General features: G+C 59.9%; 16 protein-coding genes and 1 pseudogene. 5 read left to right on the top strand and 12 right to left on the bottom strand.

The genetic code is table 11. The features are described 5' to 3' along the window. Positions 1-4: 4 nt before the first annotated feature. Positions 5-364, bottom strand: coding sequence for a helix-turn-helix domain-containing protein (locus ACSQ84_RS04275; protein WP_436210375.1), 360 nt, complete (start codon positions 362-364; stop codon positions 5-7). Positions 365-428: 64 nt separating this feature from the next. Between ACSQ84_RS04275 and ACSQ84_RS04270 the strand changes: the two genes are divergently transcribed. The 4 genes and pseudogenes from ACSQ84_RS04270 to ACSQ84_RS04255 form a co-directional block, all read left to right on the top strand. Beyond that, entirely contained in the window at positions 429-1595 is a 1167-nt protein-coding gene (locus ACSQ84_RS04270; protein WP_436210374.1) for a mandelate racemase/muconate lactonizing enzyme family protein, read from the top strand. Positions 1596-1624: 29 nt separating this feature from the next. Continuing rightward, positions 1625-2608 (top strand): Bug family tripartite tricarboxylate transporter substrate binding protein, encoded by a 984-nt coding sequence (locus tag ACSQ84_RS04265; RefSeq protein ID WP_436210373.1) that lies wholly within the window; start codon positions 1625-1627, stop codon positions 2606-2608. Between the two features lie 72 nt (positions 2609-2680). Then, complete coding sequence (locus tag ACSQ84_RS04260) at positions 2681-3625, top strand: Bug family tripartite tricarboxylate transporter substrate binding protein (protein ID WP_436210372.1); 945 nt, start codon at positions 2681-2683, stop codon at positions 3623-3625. A 690-nt stretch (positions 3626-4315) separates the two neighbouring features. Then, positions 4316-4753, top strand: a pseudogene (locus ACSQ84_RS04255) (transposase); the annotation flags it as partial. A gap of 281 nt (positions 4754-5034) precedes the next feature. Here the strand turns inward: ACSQ84_RS04255 and ACSQ84_RS04250 are convergent. From ACSQ84_RS04250 to ACSQ84_RS04220, 7 genes are all read right to left on the bottom strand, one after another. Next, positions 5035-5973, bottom strand: a complete 939-nt coding sequence (locus tag ACSQ84_RS04250; protein ID WP_436210371.1) for a 3-keto-5-aminohexanoate cleavage protein — start codon at positions 5971-5973, stop codon at positions 5035-5037. A 12-nt stretch (positions 5974-5985) separates the two neighbouring features. Continuing rightward, entirely contained in the window at positions 5986-6708 is a 723-nt protein-coding gene (locus ACSQ84_RS04245; RefSeq protein WP_436210370.1) for an ABC transporter ATP-binding protein, read from the bottom strand. Further along, a complete protein-coding gene (locus ACSQ84_RS04240) occupies positions 6705-8495 on the bottom strand; it encodes a branched-chain amino acid ABC transporter ATP-binding protein/permease (protein WP_436210369.1) in 1791 nt (596 codons plus the stop codon). Before ACSQ84_RS04240 ends, ACSQ84_RS04245 begins: the two co-directional genes overlap by 4 nt. Beyond that, complete coding sequence (locus ACSQ84_RS04235; RefSeq protein WP_436210368.1) at positions 8492-9529, bottom strand: branched-chain amino acid ABC transporter permease; 1038 nt, start codon at positions 9527-9529, stop codon at positions 8492-8494. Before ACSQ84_RS04235 ends, ACSQ84_RS04240 begins: the two co-directional genes overlap by 4 nt. A gap of 90 nt (positions 9530-9619) precedes the next feature. Continuing rightward, on the bottom strand, positions 9620-10780 hold the full coding sequence (locus ACSQ84_RS04230; protein ID WP_436210367.1) for an ABC transporter substrate-binding protein: 1161 nt from the start codon (positions 10778-10780) through the stop codon (positions 9620-9622). 34 nt (positions 10781-10814) lie between these two features. Next, complete coding sequence (locus ACSQ84_RS04225; RefSeq protein WP_436210366.1) at positions 10815-12044, bottom strand: CaiB/BaiF CoA transferase family protein; 1230 nt, start codon at positions 12042-12044, stop codon at positions 10815-10817. A 2-nt stretch (positions 12045-12046) separates the two neighbouring features. Then, positions 12047-12814 carry an enoyl-CoA hydratase/isomerase family protein gene (locus tag ACSQ84_RS04220; RefSeq protein WP_436210365.1) on the bottom strand — a complete coding sequence of 256 codons (768 nt, stop codon included), beginning with the start codon at positions 12812-12814 and terminating at the stop codon, positions 12047-12049. Positions 12815-13043: 229 nt separating this feature from the next. On the opposite strand from ACSQ84_RS04220, the gene ACSQ84_RS04215 reads away from it, so the two are divergent. Beyond that, a complete protein-coding gene (locus ACSQ84_RS04215; protein WP_436210364.1) occupies positions 13044-14099 on the top strand; it encodes an AraC family transcriptional regulator in 1056 nt (351 codons plus the stop codon). A 175-nt stretch (positions 14100-14274) separates the two neighbouring features. On the opposite strand, the gene ACSQ84_RS04210 is transcribed toward ACSQ84_RS04215, so the two are convergent. From ACSQ84_RS04210 to ACSQ84_RS04195, 4 genes are all read right to left on the bottom strand, one after another. Next, positions 14275-14523 carry a hypothetical protein gene (locus tag ACSQ84_RS04210; protein ID WP_436210363.1) on the bottom strand — a complete coding sequence of 83 codons (249 nt, stop codon included), beginning with the start codon at positions 14521-14523 and terminating at the stop codon, positions 14275-14277. Between the two features lie 88 nt (positions 14524-14611). Then, positions 14612-14761: a hypothetical protein gene (locus tag ACSQ84_RS04205; protein WP_436210362.1), complete on the bottom strand. Its 150-nt coding sequence runs from the start codon at positions 14759-14761 to the stop codon at positions 14612-14614. 413 nt (positions 14762-15174) lie between these two features. Next, positions 15175-16575 carry an FAD-binding oxidoreductase gene (locus tag ACSQ84_RS04200; protein ID WP_436210361.1) on the bottom strand — a complete coding sequence of 467 codons (1401 nt, stop codon included), beginning with the start codon at positions 16573-16575 and terminating at the stop codon, positions 15175-15177. A 127-nt stretch (positions 16576-16702) separates the two neighbouring features. Further along, entirely contained in the window at positions 16703-17590 is an 888-nt protein-coding gene (locus ACSQ84_RS04195) for a dihydrodipicolinate synthase family protein (RefSeq protein ID WP_436210360.1), read from the bottom strand. Positions 17591-17608: the final 18 nt, after the last annotated feature.

Below are 17608 nucleotides of genomic sequence, written 5' to 3'. Positions count from 1 at the left end.
GACATCAGGCCGCGACTGGCGGAATTTTGCCACGGCGGTCGGCAGCAACGCATTTGCGAAGGCCGAAATCGCGGCGATGTTGAGTCCGCCCGCTCACCCCGCCTGCAGGTCGGCGGCGCGCTTCTGGACGACGTCGAAAGCCGCGAACGCGCTGACGCACTCTGGAAACAACGATTGGGCTTCGGGCGTCGCCAACAATCGCTTCTTTCGCCGCCAAAAAGAGCGGAAACCCGAGCCGTCGCTCCGCGTGCTGCAACGTTCGGCTGACGGCCGGCTGCGAAATGCGAAGCGCCTCGGCAGCCGCGGTGATGGTGCTGAGCTCCATGACGCGCCGAAACACCTCCAGCTCCCGAATTCTCAACATCATAACCTCAGGATATGATTGGTGCAGCTTTTAGTATTTTGAACACGTACATCATGGGCCCACAATGGCTCCCGACGGCCGCTCAGCCCGGCGCGCCGGCCAAATGCCGCTTCGTCCATGGACACCTCAACCGATGAACTCACCCCGGATTGCGACGATCACGGCGTTTCCACTCGCGATTCCGTTCGACCACTGGGCCTCCCCGCCGATGTTTGCTGGCCGGCCGCGCACCAGCCTCGATACTGTCCTGGTCAGGGTAACGACCGATCAGGGCACGGTGGGGTGGGGCGAAGCCTATGGCAGCTTTTGGTCCGCGGTCGTTCCGGCGATCGAGCAATGGGCTGCCCCGCTGGCGGTAGGCCAAAGAGTCGATGACGTCGAACTGCCGGCGCGGATTGAACGGACCTTGCACAACCTCGGTCGTGCCGGTGCCACGGTCCACGCGATCAGCGGTCTGGACATTGCTCTATGGGACATCCGGGGCAAACTCGCGGGATTGCCGGTTTCGACGTTGCTGGGCGGCCGCCGTCGCGACCGTATCGAGGTCTACGCATCCTTGCTTCAATACGACGGCAATACCGAAGAGATCCGCCGCGTCGTGGATCGTGTGCTCGGCGAAGGCTTTCGCCAGATCAAGTTGCACGAGCGCACGGCGAACGCTGTCGCTTCTGCCCGTGCCGCGGCGGGCCCGGACGTGCCGTTGATGGTCGATACCAATTGCGCGTGGTTGCCAGCGGACGCTGCTGCCGCCGTTATGGAAATGGCGCCATCCAATCTTCGATGGATCGAAGAACCTATCTGGCCGCCAGAAGACTTCGAATCGCTTGCGGCTCTTAGGCAATCGGCTGGCGTTCCGACCGCCATCGGAGAGAATGCCGGCAATGCTCTCGATTTCAAGAAGATGCTCGCAGCACGCTGCGTCGATTATGTTCAACCCAGCGCGATCAAGATCGGCGGTCTGACGCCGCTTTGGCAAATCTGCACCGAGTCGGAAGCGGCCGGAACGACCTGTGCGCCCCACTCACCCTTCTTCGGCCCGGGCTATCTCGCCACCATTCACGTGCTGGCGGCCAAGGCGAAGGCAAGCGCCCTGGAAAGATTTTATTGCGACCTCGCCTTCGACCCCTGCGGCGGCTTCGTTCCGATCGAAGCAGGTTTCCTCGCCGTGCCGGACGCCCCGGGCCTCGGAGGAGATCCGGACATGGACTTGATCGATCAATACCGCCTCTGACAGTCACCCAATCAAGGGGAGAGAAAATCATGCAAGGCATCAACCGGCGTACGCTGTTGATCGGATTGACATCTGCCGCGACCATCTCGCTGTCCGGACAGCGTGCGCAGGCGCAGCAATTTCCGCAGCGACCTGTCCGTGTCATCGTCCCTTACGCCGCCGGTGGCGCGTCGGACATCGTAGCGCGGCTCGTCGCCGCCGCCTTGGCAGAGAAGCTCGGCCAATCGCTCTTCGTCGATAACCGGGGCGGCGGTGCGAGCATCATCGGCACGCAGGCGATCGCCACCGCCGCGCCCGACGGTTACACGATCGGCGTCGTCGACAGCGCGTTCGCCATCAACCCCAGCCTGTTCGGCATCAAACTGCCATATGACACCAAGAAAGATTTCACGCCGGTGTCCCTGCTGGCACGGACCTCGCTGCTGCTGGTTGTTTCGGAATCACTTCCGGTCAGCAACGTCAAGGAGCTTGTCGCGTTCGCCAAGTCGAAGCCCGGCGCACTCAGCATGGCGACCGCCGGCCTCGGCACGGCGGTCCACCTCGGCTGCGAACAATTTCGGCAGGAGACCGGCATCGACGTTGTCGCGGTGCCTTATCGCGGCGGTGGGCCATCCATCATCGACCTGCTCGGCGGGAAGGTCGATTTTACGTTCAGCACCATCCCCGCCGTGCTCGAGCATGTTCGCGGCAATAAGCTGAAGGCCTTGGGAAGCACGACAGGACGCATCGCGCAATTGCCTGACGTGCCCAGCATGGCGGAGGCCGGCCTGCCAAAGGTAGACGCAGCTCCGGACTTCGGAATCGTGGCACCCGCCAACCTGTCGGGCTCGATCCTTTCCCAACTCAGCACCGTCGCGCAGGGCGCGCTGAAATCCGATGATCTGCGCCGGCGTCTCGATGAAATCGGCTACGAATCCATCGGCTCCACACCGCAGGAATACATCGCTCATATCGATGCATCGATCGAGAAATGGCGCCGCGTCGTCACCGCCGGCAACATCAAGCCGGAGTAGCGCACAGGCTCGCTTCGAGATGACGGCTTTTGCGATGATTGGAGAAATGAAATGCGCTGTCGATTATTTGGCATGATCGCCCTGGTTCTTTTGGCGACCGGCGTCTCATCCGCGGCGTGGGCTTGGCCGGATCGGAGCATCAAGATCATTGTTCCATTCGTCGCCGGCGGCAGCTCGGACACCCTGGCGCGCATTCTGGCAGAAGGATTGCGCGAGAAGCTCGGTCAAACGGTGTTGGTCGAAAACCGCCCGGGCGGCAACAGCGTGATTGGAATGTCGGCGGTTGCCGGGGCCCCTGCAGACGGATACACGTTTCTCGCAGGACATATTGGAACACACGCGATCACGCCGGCGATCACACCTCCAGTCGGGTACGACCCAGCCAAGACATTCGTGACGATTGCCGTTCCTGCCACATCGGCCAGCGTACTGGTCGTGCGGGCCGACACGAAGATCGACAGCTTGAAGGATTTGATCGACGCCGCCAAGAGCAAGCCTTTCGCGCTCAACTACGGTTCGCCCGGCGTCGGATCGCCGTCACATATGGCGGTCGTGCAGCTCGCAGCTCTCTCCGGCATCGAAGTGACGCACATCGCCTATCGCGGCAACGCGGCCGCGGTCACTGATTTGCTGAACGGGACACTGGATTTTATGTTCGGGAGCCCGGCAGAGGTGCTTGAACTCGTGCGCTCCGGGAAGTTCAAGGCGCTGTCGACGACGGGGGAGAGCCGCTCGCGTGCTACCCCAGACATCCCGGCCCTCGCCGAGACCGTCGAAGGATACGAATTCCGCACGTGGCATGTCATGTCTATGAGGGCCGACACGCCGCCCGAAATCATCGAGCAGGTGCGCAAGGCGGCAACCGGAATTGTTGCCAGCGACGCCTTTCACAAAAAACTCAATGAACTCGGTCTCGATGCAGGCCGCGCCAACGGCGCGGAAGCAGAAAACTTCGTGCAAGCTGAAATCGTCCGATGGGGCGCGTTTGTGAAGGCTTCCGGAATCAAGGCCGAGTAAGCGGTACCAGATGCAGATGTTGGTGCTCGCTTAGAGAACATCGGGAATGAACCGAATAGAAGGCTGCGTTTTCGCCCGAAACTATAGTGTTATCAGGAGACACTTCGATTGTCCTCGGGTCGGCCAGCCAGGCAATTTCGGAGTTTTGCCTCTCCAAGGTCATTCACACCTGCGGCTTACGCCTACCAGCGGGCGCCACCGCGACCGCAAATTCCTGCGAGCAATATTGGATCCGCTTTCCTGAACGAGCGTGTTTCAGGTCCGCAAGCATGCCCTGCGAGGAAAGACCTGCTGAGGCTTTTCTAAGTTAGCCCAAAGTTGGCATCGGGTACTGGGGAACGGCCGCTTTGCGCCAATTGTGTTGAAAAACTCGAAAATCGCGAGGCTCCGAAAATCTCGCATTGTAGCGCATTGGCGATTGCTGCCGCTGCAAGGCATGGTAGAAACGATACGAGGGCAAGCGATCGCTTTGGCGGAAGTGCATGTGGTCCCTCACGTCGCAACGAGAGAAACGCACCAGCGGTCCTGAGAATTTTCAGTCATGAGCGAAAACGGACTTTTTCAACACAATCCGCCAGTAGTGGACGTTCGGTGCCGTCGCGGAGTTGGTAGGATTTGAGGTTGGCGTAGTCTCCGGGGTGATCAACCTCGAATCATCCGGCGTTGAAGCGTCGGACTGGAGACTACGCCATGAACAAGCCTACCACGAAGCCTGATTCCTCGCAGCCTGCGACTGAGCTGACTGTTGATCTTTTCGACAACTGGTTTGACCCGATCGAGGCCGAGGTGCGGGCTCGGTCGCGTCAGTTCATCGAAGAACTGATCCGCGACGAACTCGATACCGTGCTGGCACGGCCGCGTTACGAACGAAGCAAGATGGCCGGCAATGAAGCAGGAGCCTGCGTCACGGGCCACCGTCATGGCAGCCGGACGCGCTCGCTGACGGGCACGTTCGGGCCGATCGAGATCGCGGTGCCGCGGGCCCGGCTGGCCACGCCGGAGGGCAAAACGACGGAATGGAAGAGCCAGGAGCTGCGAACCTATCAGCGGCGCACGCTTGCGGCCGACGCGCTGATCGCAAGCAGCTACCTGGCCGGCACCAATACGCGACGGGTACGTCGCGCGCTGGTTGAGGTTGGCCCCCCACATGATTATTGGCAAAACAGACAAATGCCGCGCACCAACACGACAATCGACAGTCCTGCCAACAGGGTCAGCAACTGACCTAGTCGAACATCGCGCATATCAATATCAGGCATCGACACGAGCGCAAATTGAGTTACTTGATGTTGACAATCCATTTCTCATTCTCCCAAGTTCGAGCCGTTCTGTAAAAGCGAGTACCGATTGGCGACCAATACACCGGGATGACCAGCGCACAGTTAGTCCCGTTGGACCCCGCATCACTCTCAGAAGCCCACACAATCACCACCTTTCAACTCCAGCATCGCGCGCGCCTCAGCCGGCGTTGCAACTCCCAAGCCCAACTCTTCAGCAATCCGACGGATCTTTATGACTTGCTGCGCGTTCGAAACCGCGAGTTCACCGCGCCCGATATAAAGGCTGTCCTCAAGCCCCACGCGCACATTGCCGCCCAGCAACAGCGCCTGGGTCGCGAACGGCACTTGAAACCGTCCGGCCGCCAATACCGACCAGTGATAGGCGTCGCCAAATAGGCGGTCCGCAGTCTGCTTCATGAAGGTCATATTCTCCAGGTCCGCACCAATTCCCCCTAAAATGCCAAAAATCATCTGAACAAAGAACGGCGGCTTGATGAGTCCTCTATCGAGAAAATGAGCAACGCTGTAGAGATGGCCGACGTCGTAACACTCATGTTCGAAGCGAGTACCGTGGTCGTCTCCCAGCAGCTTGAGAATCCGCTCGATGTCCCGAAACGTGTTACGGAAAATGAAATCATCCGTATTGCGCAGATAGGCTTCTTCCCAACCGAATTTCCACTTTTTGTATCGATCGGCGAGCGGGAAAATCCCGAAATTCATCGACCCCATATTCAGCGAGCACATTTCCGGTTTTGCGATGAGTGGGGCGGCAAGCCGCTGCTCCACCGTCATGTTGAGGCTTCCGCCTGTCGTTATGTTTATTACCGCATCTGTCGCCTGCTTGATGCGTGGTAAAAACTGCATGAAATGATCTAGTGACGGCGACGGACTGCCGTCCTCGGGATCACGCGCGTGCAGATGCAGAATTGACGCGCCAGCCTCCGCGGCGGCGATTGCCTGACTCGCGATATCGTCGGCGGTGTAAGGCAACGCATCGGACATCGTCGGCGTGTGAATGCCGCCGGTGACGGCACAGGTAATAACGATCTTCTCCTGCTTCTTGCGCATCGATTGTCCCTGTCAATTTTTGCCGAGATAGGTGCCCGCAACCTTCGGGTCAGCGGCCAGTTCGATTGCCAGTCCTTGCAGAACGACCCGGCCCTGCTCGATTACGTAACCATATTTCGCAATAGCGAGAGCCGCCCGCGCGTTCTGTTCGACAAGGATGATCGATACGCCGCTCCTGCAGAGATCCGAGATGATCTCGAATATCTGCCGTGTGATGAGTGGGGCGAGTCCGAGGCTTGGTTCATCCAGCAGCAGGAGCCTCGGCTTCGACATCAGCGCGCGGCCGAGAGCCAGCATCTGCCGCTCACCGCCCGAAAGGGTTTCGGCAGTCTGCTTCCTGCGTTCCTTCAGGCGCGGGAACAGCGAAAAAATTTGATCGAGATCACCACGTAGCGTGCGCCCCCCGGTCCAACGCCGGTGATAAGCACCTAGATTGAGATTGTCCTCAACTGACATGTCGGGGAATAGCTCGCGCTTCTCAGGCACGAGCACCAGGCCACGTTCGAGCCGCGCTTCCGTGGCCAACGAGGAAATATCTGCGCCGTCAAGAACCACTTGACCGGCGGACAGCGGATGAAGCCCAGCAAGCGAAGAAAGCAATGTCGTTTTGCCAGCTCCATTAGGACCAATGATGGTCGTAATACATCCTTGCTCGGCAACGAGATTAACGCCAAACACGGCCTCGACCTTGCCATAGGCGACGTGGACATCGCTGACTTGCAACAAGCTCATCAAGCCACCCCAAGATAGGCTTCAAGCACACGGGGATTTTGCTGAATTTCTTTCGACGTTCCCTCTGCTATCTTGCAGCCGTACTCCATGACGACGATGTGTTCGGCAAGATTCATCAGGAATTCCATGTCATGCTCGACCAACAGAACCGTCATGCCATTCCCCTTAAGATGGCGGATGAGCTTGGCCAGGAGCTGCTTTTCCTGATGACGAAGTCCAGCCGCAGGTTCATCAAGCAGCAAAATGCGGGGGCTCAGCGCCAACGCGCGTGCTATCTCTACGATCCGCTGCTGCCCCAGCGACAATTGACCGGAAGGACGGGCTCCAAGTCCGCCAAGTGCCGTCAATTTTAGTGCCTCCTCGCTTCTTGCGATAAGCTGTCGTTCATCGGCGCGATCAAGCCGCAGCGCACTGCGGATAAACCCACTGGATCCGAAACGATGTGCGCCGATAGCCACGTTCTCGATGACGCTCAGGTCATCGAGCAATTTGACGTGCTGGAACGTACGAGCGACACCGAGCCTCGCAATCGCGCGCGACGGCAGCGCATCAAGCCGGTGGCCTTCCAGACTTACCGAGCCAGAGGTTGGGCTCAGCACGCCCGTAATCAAATTGAACATCGTGCTCTTTCCGGCACCGTTCGGGCCGATCAACGCGACGATCTGTCCGCCTTCAACTTCAAAGTTGACATCGTTGACGGCAACCAGCCCGCCAAACTCCTTACGGATGTCGCTTAGCTGGAGGAGAGCCGCCTTAGCTCCGGCTCCAGTTTCCGCCGGCAACCCCGAGTCGGAGTTCACGACACCCTCCCCGTCCGCAACAGCCGGCGAGACCTCTGCAGCCGGTGTGCCGCGCCTCGCTTGTTTCACAATCATCGGCCAGACGCCGGCCGGCATGTAACGCAGGAATAGAACTGTGATGACGCAGAATACGATGGTTTCAAATTGTCCGCTCTGGCCCAACAGGCGCGGCAAGAAGTCTCCGAGCCAATGATGGAGCAGCGTTACGATTGTCGCGCCGGTTATCGCACCACCCACAGAAGACAACCCCCCTATCACGATCATGAAGAGGTATTCGATACTCATGTGAAGACTAAACGGCGTTGGATTGATAAAGCGCTGAAAATGTGCGTACAGCCATCCAGACAATCCCGCCAGGACGGCTGCGAAGACAAAGATCATCAGCTTGTAACGGAACGTGTCGACCCCCATCGCTTCGGCCATCACCGCGCGGCCGTTGATTGCGCGTAGAGCGCGCCCCGTGCGGGAATTGAGAACATTTTGGCAGGACCATGCCGTAACGCCGGTGAAAACAAGCACCATCGGAAGAAATTCACGCGCGGTTCCGATTGGATGCCCTCCAATTGATAGCGGTGGAATCCCTGTTAGCCCGGTGTGTCCGCCGATGCTTTGCAAATTCCCGGCGATGAGATAGAGGCTCACGCTCCAGGCGATGGTGCCGAGAGGAAGAAAATGACCTGACAGATGCAGGGTGAGAAAGCCGATGAGCCATCCCGCCAAGCCCGTCAGCAAGATCGCAAACACCAGCCCAAGCCATGGAGATATGCTGAGCTGGGTAGTTGCCAGCGCGCTCGCATATGCGCCCAATCCAACGAAGGCGGCCTGCCCGAACGACGTCAGGCCGCATATGCCCGTCAACATTACCAACCCAAAACAGACGATCGCCGCGAGGCAAATGTAGACCAACAGCGTCACATAGAATTCCGGCGCAGAATAGGTCAGCGCGGTCACCAAGGCGAGGAACAGAATGAGGAATGATGTTTGCTTCATTCTTCCTCCCGATGCGGCGCTCGAATAGAGCGCCAAAGCAGAACCGGGAGAATAAGTGCGAATACGATGGCGTCCTTGAATGCGCTTGCATAAAAAGACGCAATCGACTCCGATAAACCAACGAACAGCGCGCCAAACACCGTCAACGGATAGCTGTGCAACCCGCCAATAATCGCCGCAACAAATCCCTTCAGGGCAATCAGAAAGCCACCGTCATAATAGATTGTCGTCATCGGCCCGATCAGCAGACCGCCGAGCACGCCAATGAAGGCTGCGATGCTGAATGCCAGGCTTCCTGCGCGATCTGGCCGAATACCGACGATCCGCGCGCCGGTTGCATTCGAGGCGGTTGCGCGGAGCGCCTTCCCGAACACCGTCATGCTAAATCCGACAACGAGCAGCAGCATCAAAACCACCGCGACAACAATCACAGAGGCCGCGCCACCCGAGAGAAACAGCGGTCCCAGTTTCAGATTGAAATCGACAATCGCCGGCGTCCGGAATCCTTCAGCTCCAAAAAATAGCAGACCAGCGCTTTCGAACGCGAGATGCACCGCCACTGACACGATGAGCAGCACGAGAATCGAGGACGATGCGAGCGGCGCGTACACGATACGATAGAGCAGTGAGCCCAAGGGTACCACAATGACCAGCGTCGTCAGGACTTGAATAGCCAAACCACCTCGCGGGGCGCCGGCTAAAATCAGGACTGCGGCCACGACCGCAGGGAACGATATCTTGAGCATCGCGATCGCGGACGGGACGCCAAATGCCGATCTACCGGCAGCGATCGACAGAATGCCGCTGCATAGCGCCCACGCCGTTCCAACCAGGAGCAACCAAAACGTGCCGGGGATCGCACCCGTCTGTAACACTGCGAGCGACAACGCTCCGAAAGTCACGAACTCACCCTGCGGAACGAAGATCACCCGCGTGACGCTAAAGACGAGCACCAGCGCCAACCCGAGCAATCCGTAGATCGCACCGTTGACGATGCCGTCCTGAGCAAGAATGAGGGCGACGCTGCTATCCATGTTATTTTACGACCTTGAACGCGTGCTCTCGTGTCTCGAACGACGGGACGCGAGAGATTGATATTCGGAAGTAGCTGGGCGCGAACGCAGTTACGGAACAAGCTTCCAGGTGCCGTCCTTTACGGTAACGATCATCCGGGCTCGATTGTCGAGCCCAATATGGTCCATGGGCGTCATGTTGAATATTCCGTGCGAGCCGACAACATCCTTGCTCTTTTCGATCTCGTCGCGGAGCGCCTTCCGGAATTCTGGCGTTCCAGGCTTCCCTACCTTCAATGCGGCTGGCACGGCATTAGCGAACGTCAGAAAACTATCGTACGCATGACCTCCGAATGTAGCGCGCGTACCGGCACCAAATTGCCTCTCGTATTGCGTGACGTAGTCAAGTGCGACCTTTTTGATCGGGTTGCTGTCCGGCAATTGCTCCGGAATCAGCATCGCGCCAGTGGGAAAGAATGTTCCCTCCAATGCCTTGCCGCCGACGCGCAGAAAGTCTGCGTTGAGCACGGCGTGACTTTGATACTGCAACCCGTTGTAGCCCCGTTCTTTGAGAGCAATCGCCGGCAACGCCGCTGGCGTGCCAACTGCCGCGATGAAGACCGCATCGGGTTTAGAGCCGACGATCTTGAGAATTTGTCCGGTGACACTGGTGTCGGTCCGGTTGAAGCGCTCGGATGCAACGACCTCGATTCCGGCCTTTTTAGCAGCCGGCTCAAATTCAGCCCAGAAGCTCTCGCCAAAGGCATCGTTCGCGCCAATGAACGCGGCCCTCTTGACGTTCGATGTCTTCATGTGATCGACAATCGCGCCGACCATCAAAGCATCGGCTTGAGAGGCCTTGAACACCCAGTAACGTTTGTCGTCCATTGGACTGACGATACGAATTGATGAAGCCATCGCCATAAATGGCGTCTTTGTTTCCGACGCTACATCGACGAGCGCCAGCGCAATCGGCGACGTGTTGGCGCCAAGTATAATATCGACATTGTCTTCGCTGGTTAGCTTACGCGCGTTCTTGACGGCATTGGTTGGATCCGATCCGTCATCGAGGATCACCCATTCGATTTTCTGTCCTGCGATTTCCTTCGGCAGCAGACCAAGCGTGTTGCGATAGGGGATTCCAAGCGACGCGGCCGGACCGGTCGCGGAAACGGTCGCGCCAATCTTGATATCGGCACCAGATGCATCAACGGCAATCAATGACATCCCGGCGCAGATTGCTATGCCTTGAAGCGTTTTCATCGACTTCATCTTGCTTCCCCCTTGGCTGTTTTAGTTGTGTGTTTCAGTCGTACGTACCAACCGGATTGCGGCGGCTGAGCAAGACCTTTCGCTTTTGTAGGTCTTTGATACGAGCCGGCGTTATCTTGCGTTCAGCGAGAATCTCTTCGTTGTGCTCGCCTTGGAAGGCGGGCACGCCGGGCTGCGGCAACATTGAGCGGCTGAAAATCCAGGGATTCCCCGGCATACGTACCGCCCCCCCTGCGCGGTCATCAACTTCGACAACGGCACCCCACTCTTTCACCCATTCCGAACCGGCGAACTCACCAATGGTACGGAGCACCCCGACCGCAAGCCCCGCCTCGCTAACTTGTGCCTGCAATTGCTCAAGACTGGAAAATGTCGATAACCAGGCTTTCACCTCCGCGAGGAGCGCAGGGAGATTTTTCCGGCGTAGATTGGCTGTGGCAAAGCGGGGGTCGGTTCTCAGATCGTTGCGCCGCATCATCGCGCAATAGCGCGCAAAGATAGGCGAATAGATCGGACTGGCGGCGATCGTCAGGCGGCGACCATCGGACATCTCGAAAATGTGAGATTCGTTCGCTGAGAGGGCGATCGGTTCGCCGTCGGTATCTATACCTGAAAGCATGGCGCCGGCGCGCTCGTTGATGGACATCATTGTTGCCGCCATTGACACGTCGACGTGTTGTCCCTCTCCGCTGGTGTGACGATCGTGAAGCGCAGCGAGAATGGCAACGACGCCTTGCAAACCGGTATAGACGTCCGCATGACTGCAGGCGTCGTTTCGCGGCTCTGATAATGCCTCCCCAAAATGATCGCCTACCATCGCCGTGAAGCCGGTCTCGGCCTGCACCGTCGGCGCGAACGCTGGGCGGTTCTTCCAGGAAGTGAACTGGCCATACCCGCTGAGCGAGACGTAGACGACCCTTGGATTGAGGGCGCGAACATCCTCATAAGACAATCCGAAGCGGGCCAATGTGCCGGGACGGAAGTTCTCGACGATAACGTCCGCTTCCTTGCACATATCGGTAACGATCTCCCGCGCTTCCGCCCAATTGAGATCGATGCTCAGATTGCGCTTGCCGGCATTCTGCTGGACGAAATACAGACCCATGTCGCCGACATGCGGGAGGCTGATGCGCGCGAGATCGCCTGATGGGGGCTCGATCTTTGTTACGTCGGCCCCGAGATCTCTCAGAGCTTTGGTGCAATGCGGGCCCGCAAGCACGCGAGTGAAGTCGATTACACGCAATCCTTCCAAGGGACCCGCCATAATCAATCTCCCTTGAACACAGCGGACGCAGGTCCTGTGGCGAAGAAGGCATCGAAGCCACGCTGCCGGTCCGCAGCCTTCCAGATCATGTCGTTGATCTCAACTTGCTTCGCATCCGCCGACTGGATGCCCCCGCGCGCTGCCAGGTTGGCTTGCATCTTCACACCCTTGATGACGGCCGTCGGCCCTGCAGCAAGTTGGCGCGCCCATGTCATCGACGCGCTCGACAGATCTGCTTCAGGCACTACTAAATTGATGATGCCCCAACGCTCAAACGCCTCCGGAGTGTGGCGGCGCCCAAGCATGCAAATTTCCTTTGCGCGCGCGGAGCCGGCACGTTGTGCGATGCGCTGGGTACCTCCCAGCAATGGCAGCAACCCGACCGTTACTTCGACCTGCCCAAGAAACGCCGTGTCGGCGGCGATGATCATGTCGCAGGTCAGCGCAAGTTCGAGGCCCCCTCCAAGGACACCGCCGTTCACGGCCGCCACCGTGGGCACGGGAACGTCTTCGAGGGCATGAAGCATGGCCTCGAAACGAGGCTTGTCGGTATGGATGGTCGTCCCGGTGCCCCAGGACGCCATTTCAGCGCCGGCACAGAAATGGCGCATCGAGCTGCGCAGCAGAATTGCGCGGCAGCCGCCGCTGACGACCGCCTTGTAGGCAGCCATGAGATCTTCGACCAATCTGTCGTCGATCAAATTGTGTGGCGGCTTCGCGAGCGTCACCACGCCGACCTTGCCGTCGATTTCGTGAGCAACTGTGGTCATCCGTCTTCCTCCGAACAGTCAAAGACCCGGGGTCCGGGTCCGACCGATGAACGCTTCCTCGTTTCACGGCAGGTGCCTTGGGCCTTCGGCCGTCTATATTCCGCTAAATCTGGTCGGACAGAAGGAAGGTGACAACGTCAGGGTCTGCCAATTATGATGTCAATCACTGCCAAACAGGCCTTTAATTGACGTTTGTGATGGGTCAATCCGTGCCAGACGAGTCGATCTCATGAAGCCAATCAAACTCGTGACTCCGATCTCAGGCGACCTCAACGCCCCGACCCAGAACCTTTTGGGCCTCGCGGCGCTGGCCGCGGAGCTCGGGGCGGAAGGCATCTCGGTCCGGGATCTCTTCGCGCGGACCGGCGTCGACGCGGCACAGCTCGAGGATGCCCATGCCCGCATCTCGCATCGCCAGCGGCTCGCAATCTACCGGAACGCCATGAGGCTCGCGAAGCGCTCCGACGTCGGGCTTTTGGCCGGCGCCAGGCAGAGGATCAGCGACTACGGCATCTATGGATATGCGATGGTCTCGAGCCCCACGTTCGGAGATGCGCTGCACTTCTCGCTCGATCACGTGACCATGGCGGGCCCAGCCGTTCGGCAGATCAGCTTCCGCATCGAGGGCAGGACGACCGCCATCCTGAGAAGCCACGGTCTCGACACACTCGGCGAATTGTTGCCGTTTGCCGCGGAGTTTTGGCGAAGCTCGATGACCGTGCTGTTCAGCCGCGTCCTTGAACTGCCGTTCCCGACCAAACGCATGATCTTCCCCTTCCCGCCCCCGGTCCATTGGCGCAACTACGAACGCCTGTTCAACTGCCCGATCGACTTCGATGCGGACCGGATGGAGTGGCACTTCGATGCCAAGGTCCTGGATCTGCCCTGTCCGAATGCCAACCCAATCACCGCGAAGATCTGCCAGCAGGTCTGCGACACGGTGTTGACCGAACACCCCGGCGAATCGGACCTCGTGCGGCGCATTCGCGCTGCCTGCCTGAACAGCCCGAACCGATTCCCGCCGGCCTCTGAAATCACTTCCCAACTCGGCCTCTCGTTACGGACCTTTCACCGACGGTTATCGGACGGCGGATTGTCCTATCAATCAATCGTCGACGAGATGCGCCGGTCGCTCGCGACTGAGCTGCTCGAGAATACGCATATGAGTATCGACCAGGTCGCCGAGCGCATCGGTTTCGCCGACGCGACCAGCTTTCGCAAAGCCTTCAAGAAATGGACCGACCGCTCGCCGACCGCTGTCCGCAACCCCTCGCGGATGCGGTAGAATTAGGCCATCATGCCGACAAAGGTGGAAATCAGCGTCATCAGGATCAGTGTCGAGACGGCCACCAAGACCGTCAGTAGCTGACCATGGCGCACCTCGTCCAGGTCGAGGCCCGGCGAGATGAGTGCCGCAGATCAAGGGGGGCCCCGCACTCCATCTCACATCTCCCTGCGCGTCAGCCGGATGTCCTGCCGCCAGCGACGAATTCGGCGGCCTGGATCGTTCCGACGCAGGAGCCGAAACCAATCGAGGCGTATCCCGCTCTGTAACACTTGCCCCGGAACGTGATCTCATCGCCGTCCTGCAGAAATCGCCTCTGCTCGCCGTTGGGAAGCACGACAGGCTTCGACCCGCCATTCGTGAACTCCAGCATGCTGCTGAGCTCGGCGGGGCTCGGTCCGGAAATGGTGCCGGTACCGATCAAGTCGCCGGGCTGCAAGTTGCAGCCGTTGATGGTGTGGTGGGCAACCAGCCCTCCTGATTAGAAGGACCTGCGCCGTGCATGACAGAAACTAACCCCGCGCGCGCCGCAGCGCAGCTCCCAATTGCTCCTTCTCCTTATCCCAGCGGGCATTTTCGGTTTGCGATCTCTTCTCGAGAGCCTCGACCTCGGGCTGGATGGCGGCGGCCCGCTTCGCGTGCTCCTGCTCGGCCTTGTCCAACGCAGCCTGCACCTTGTCGATGGCTGCTGCCGGCGTTCACGGGCGCAGAACAGTCGTTGAGGCGTCGGAGTTAGACTTGATTTGCTCGCGCTGTCTGGACCTAGCTTCCACTTGCCGATGGGCGGCCGTTCCATAACCGCCCGTTCTGCGAATTGAGCCTAGCAGCGTTCGGTTTCGCAAATTCGCGACTTGCCAAACAAAACCCCTCCCCTCTCGAAAGAATGGCCAGCCTTTGACTGCGATCGGTGCAGCCTCCTCACACCGGTTATCGCTAGACTTTCTACGAACTCTCGGTGCACACATCGTGCACACACCGTCCTCCAACTGATTGGAAATGGCACTCTGTCGCGGTAGCGCGGCGAGACTTGAAGCCTGAGCTGCTGCAAAGACTCCGGCCCCACGCATGATGCCGTTCAAGGGTAGAGTTTACCCGGGTTCATGATCCCGTTTGGATCCAACGCCTTCTTCACCGCCTTCATCAGGGCGATACCTTGGCCGTGCTCAGCTTCCATATGCACGATCTTGTGCAATCCGACACCGTGTTCGCCCGAGCACGTTCCCCCCATGGAAATGGCACGGCGCGCGGTACGAAAAGCAAGCGCCTCAGCTCGCTCCGTTTCGTCTGCGTCATTCGGATCGAACAGGATCCCGAGATGGAAATTGCCGTCTCCTACATGACCGACGATCGGCGCAGTCAGGCCGGATGCGACGATGTCTGCCTTGGTCTCCAGCAGGCAAGCGGGCAGCGCTGATATCGGCACGCAGGCGTCGGTGCCCATGTTGCTCTTGCCGGGGCTGAGCGCCATCACCGCCTGATAGGAATTATGACGCGCCTTCCACAAGCGGCTTCGGTCCTCGGGCCGCTCCGCAAACTGAAACTCGCCGCCGCCGAGATCCGTGGTGATCGTCTGCATCATCTCGACGTCCTCGCGCACGCCATTCGGGGAGCCGTGAAATTCGAGAAATAGCGTTGGCGTCTCCGCGTAGTCGAGCTTCGAGTAGCGGATCGCCGCGCGCATCTGCACTTCGTCGAGCAGCTCGATGCGCGCCATCTCCAGATTGGATTGTAGCGCCGTCACGACGGCCGCCACCGCATCCTCAAGCTTGTCAAATTGGCATACCGCCGCGACGATCGTCTCCGGCACGCCGTAAAGCCTGAGCTGGATTTCCGTGATGACACCGAGCGTGCCTTCGCTGCCGACATAGAGATGGGTGAGATCGAGGCCGGCGGAGGATTTTCGCGCACGGCTACCGGTGCGCACGATGCGGCCGTCGGGTGTCACGACGGTGAGGCCGAGAATGTTCTCGCGCATCGTGCCGTAGCGCACCGCATTGGTGCCGGAGGCACGCGTCGAAGCCATGCCGCCGAGTGAAGCATTGGCGCCGGGATCGACCGGAAAGAACAGGCCGGTGTCGCGGATATGCGCATTCAGGGCCTCGCGCGTCACGCCCGCCTGGACGCGGCAGTCGAGCGATTCCGGCGTGACCTCAAGAATCTTCGCGAAGCGGCCCATGTCGAGCGACACGCCGCCGGCAAGGGCCGCCAGTTGGCCCTCCAGCGAGGACCCCGCGCCGAAGGGCGTGACCGGCACGCGGCGCTCGTTGCAGCGGGCGAGAACGAATGCTACCTCCTCGTTGGTCTCGGGAAAGACCACGAGATCGGGCACGCCAACCGCTGGCAGGCCCTCGCCGTGGCTGTGCTGGTCGAGCACCGCCTGTGCGGCCGTGACGCGCGCGCCCAGTCGCTCGGTGAGGCTCGCGCCCACGGCGGCGATGATTTCGGGCCGCGGGCGCGGCAAGGCGTTGGCGTTCATGTCGGCCTCCTTTGTAACCCTGCCCCCGTCTCCATCAAGACGATCCACCTTTCAAACCGCGATCGCCGCGAGCAGCCTGGAAAATGCGAACAAGCCGGGATGGCACCGCCCTCCCGAACGGCCTCGCTCAGACGTCGTATTCGAGCAGCGCCGGCAGCGTGCGCTCGATGGCGGCGCGGGTGGCCGCGTCGGGCATCGGCATCGGCTGTCGGGAGATGCCGCAATCTACTCCCTGCAGCTGCAGCGAATACTTCACGCAGGCCGGCAGGTTACCGTGCGGCAGCACCGACCAGAAATTGACGAGGCGGTGGTGGATGGCGAGCGCGGTCTCGTCGTCCTTCTTCTTGACCGCGTCCCAGAGGCGCACGCAGGGGCCAGGCGCTGCGGTCGGCGAAGCGGCCAGCGTGCCGTGCGCCCCGAACTGGAAGCAGGAGTAGAGCAGGTTGTCGACTGCGGCGAGGATGACCTTGTCCTTCGGCGCGTTGGCGACGAGCTCGGCCGTGCGGGTGATGTGGCCCTGACTCTGCTTGATGCCGACGACCCACGGCAGCTCGTTCAGGATGCGCAGCACGAGCGGCGTCGAGAGCAGGTTCCAGGGGATCACATTGTAGAGCAGGACGGGCGTCTTCAGCGTCTCGGTCAGCGTCTTGAAATGACCGAAATTCGATTCGTCGTCCGGCTGGAAGACGTAGAAGACCGGCGTGACCTGCAGGGCGTCAACCTTGAGGTCGGTGATCAATTCGCCGCGCTTGATGACTTCGCGCGTCGAGTTGGCGATGATGCCGGCGACGACCGGCACGCGACCCGCGACTTCCTCCATGGTGATCTCGCCGAGCCGGCGGAACTCGCCGGGCTCCAGCGCCTGGCCCTCGCCGGTCGAACCGCCGAAGCAGATGCCATGCACGCCCTTGCCTAGCATGAAGCGGATCTGGTTGCGGAACTTGGCTTCATCGATGCCGCCCTTCTCGTCGAACGGGGTGGTGAGTGCCGGGATGATGCCGTGAAGCTTCTTCATGGTGTGGTACCTGCCTCT

Source organism: Bradyrhizobium sp. LjRoot220, assembly GCF_964252915.1.
GTDB lineage: Bacteria > Pseudomonadota > Alphaproteobacteria > Rhizobiales > Xanthobacteraceae > Bradyrhizobium.
The sequence above is the reverse complement of the archived record's forward strand: the minus strand, read 5'-3'. Positions and strand labels throughout refer to the sequence as shown.

What these genes read in the sequence shown, in the direction of transcription:
- ACSQ84_RS04275 (WP_436210375.1), bottom strand. Translation starts at nt 364, where the DNA reads ATGTTGAGAATTCGGGAGCTGGAGGTGTTTCGGCGCGTCATGGAGCTC.
- ACSQ84_RS04270 (WP_436210374.1), top strand. Translation starts at nt 429, where the DNA reads ATGGCTCCCGACGGCCGCTCAGCCCGGCGCGCCGGCCAAATGCCGCTT.
- ACSQ84_RS04265 (WP_436210373.1), top strand. Translation starts at nt 1,625, where the DNA reads ATGCAAGGCATCAACCGGCGTACGCTGTTGATCGGATTGACATCTGCC.
- ACSQ84_RS04260 (WP_436210372.1), top strand. Translation starts at nt 2,681, where the DNA reads ATGATCGCCCTGGTTCTTTTGGCGACCGGCGTCTCATCCGCGGCGTGG.
- ACSQ84_RS04250 (WP_436210371.1), bottom strand. Translation starts at nt 5,973, where the DNA reads ATGCGCAAGAAGCAGGAGAAGATCGTTATTACCTGTGCCGTCACCGGC.
- ACSQ84_RS04240 (WP_436210369.1), bottom strand. Translation starts at nt 8,495, where the DNA reads ATGAAGCAAACATCATTCCTCATTCTGTTCCTCGCCTTGGTGACCGCG.
- ACSQ84_RS04235 (WP_436210368.1), bottom strand. Translation starts at nt 9,529, where the DNA reads ATGGATAGCAGCGTCGCCCTCATTCTTGCTCAGGACGGCATCGTCAAC.
- ACSQ84_RS04230 (WP_436210367.1), bottom strand. Translation starts at nt 10,780, where the DNA reads ATGAAGTCGATGAAAACGCTTCAAGGCATAGCAATCTGCGCCGGGATG.
- ACSQ84_RS04225 (WP_436210366.1), bottom strand. Translation starts at nt 12,044, where the DNA reads ATGGCGGGTCCCTTGGAAGGATTGCGTGTAATCGACTTCACTCGCGTG.
- ACSQ84_RS04220 (WP_436210365.1), bottom strand. Translation starts at nt 12,814, where the DNA reads ATGACCACAGTTGCTCACGAAATCGACGGCAAGGTCGGCGTGGTGACG.
- ACSQ84_RS04215 (WP_436210364.1), top strand. Translation starts at nt 13,044, where the DNA reads ATGAAGCCAATCAAACTCGTGACTCCGATCTCAGGCGACCTCAACGCC.
- ACSQ84_RS04200 (WP_436210361.1), bottom strand. Translation starts at nt 16,575, where the DNA reads ATGAACGCCAACGCCTTGCCGCGCCCGCGGCCCGAAATCATCGCCGCC.
- ACSQ84_RS04195 (WP_436210360.1), bottom strand. Translation starts at nt 17,590, where the DNA reads ATGAAGAAGCTTCACGGCATCATCCCGGCACTCACCACCCCGTTCGAC.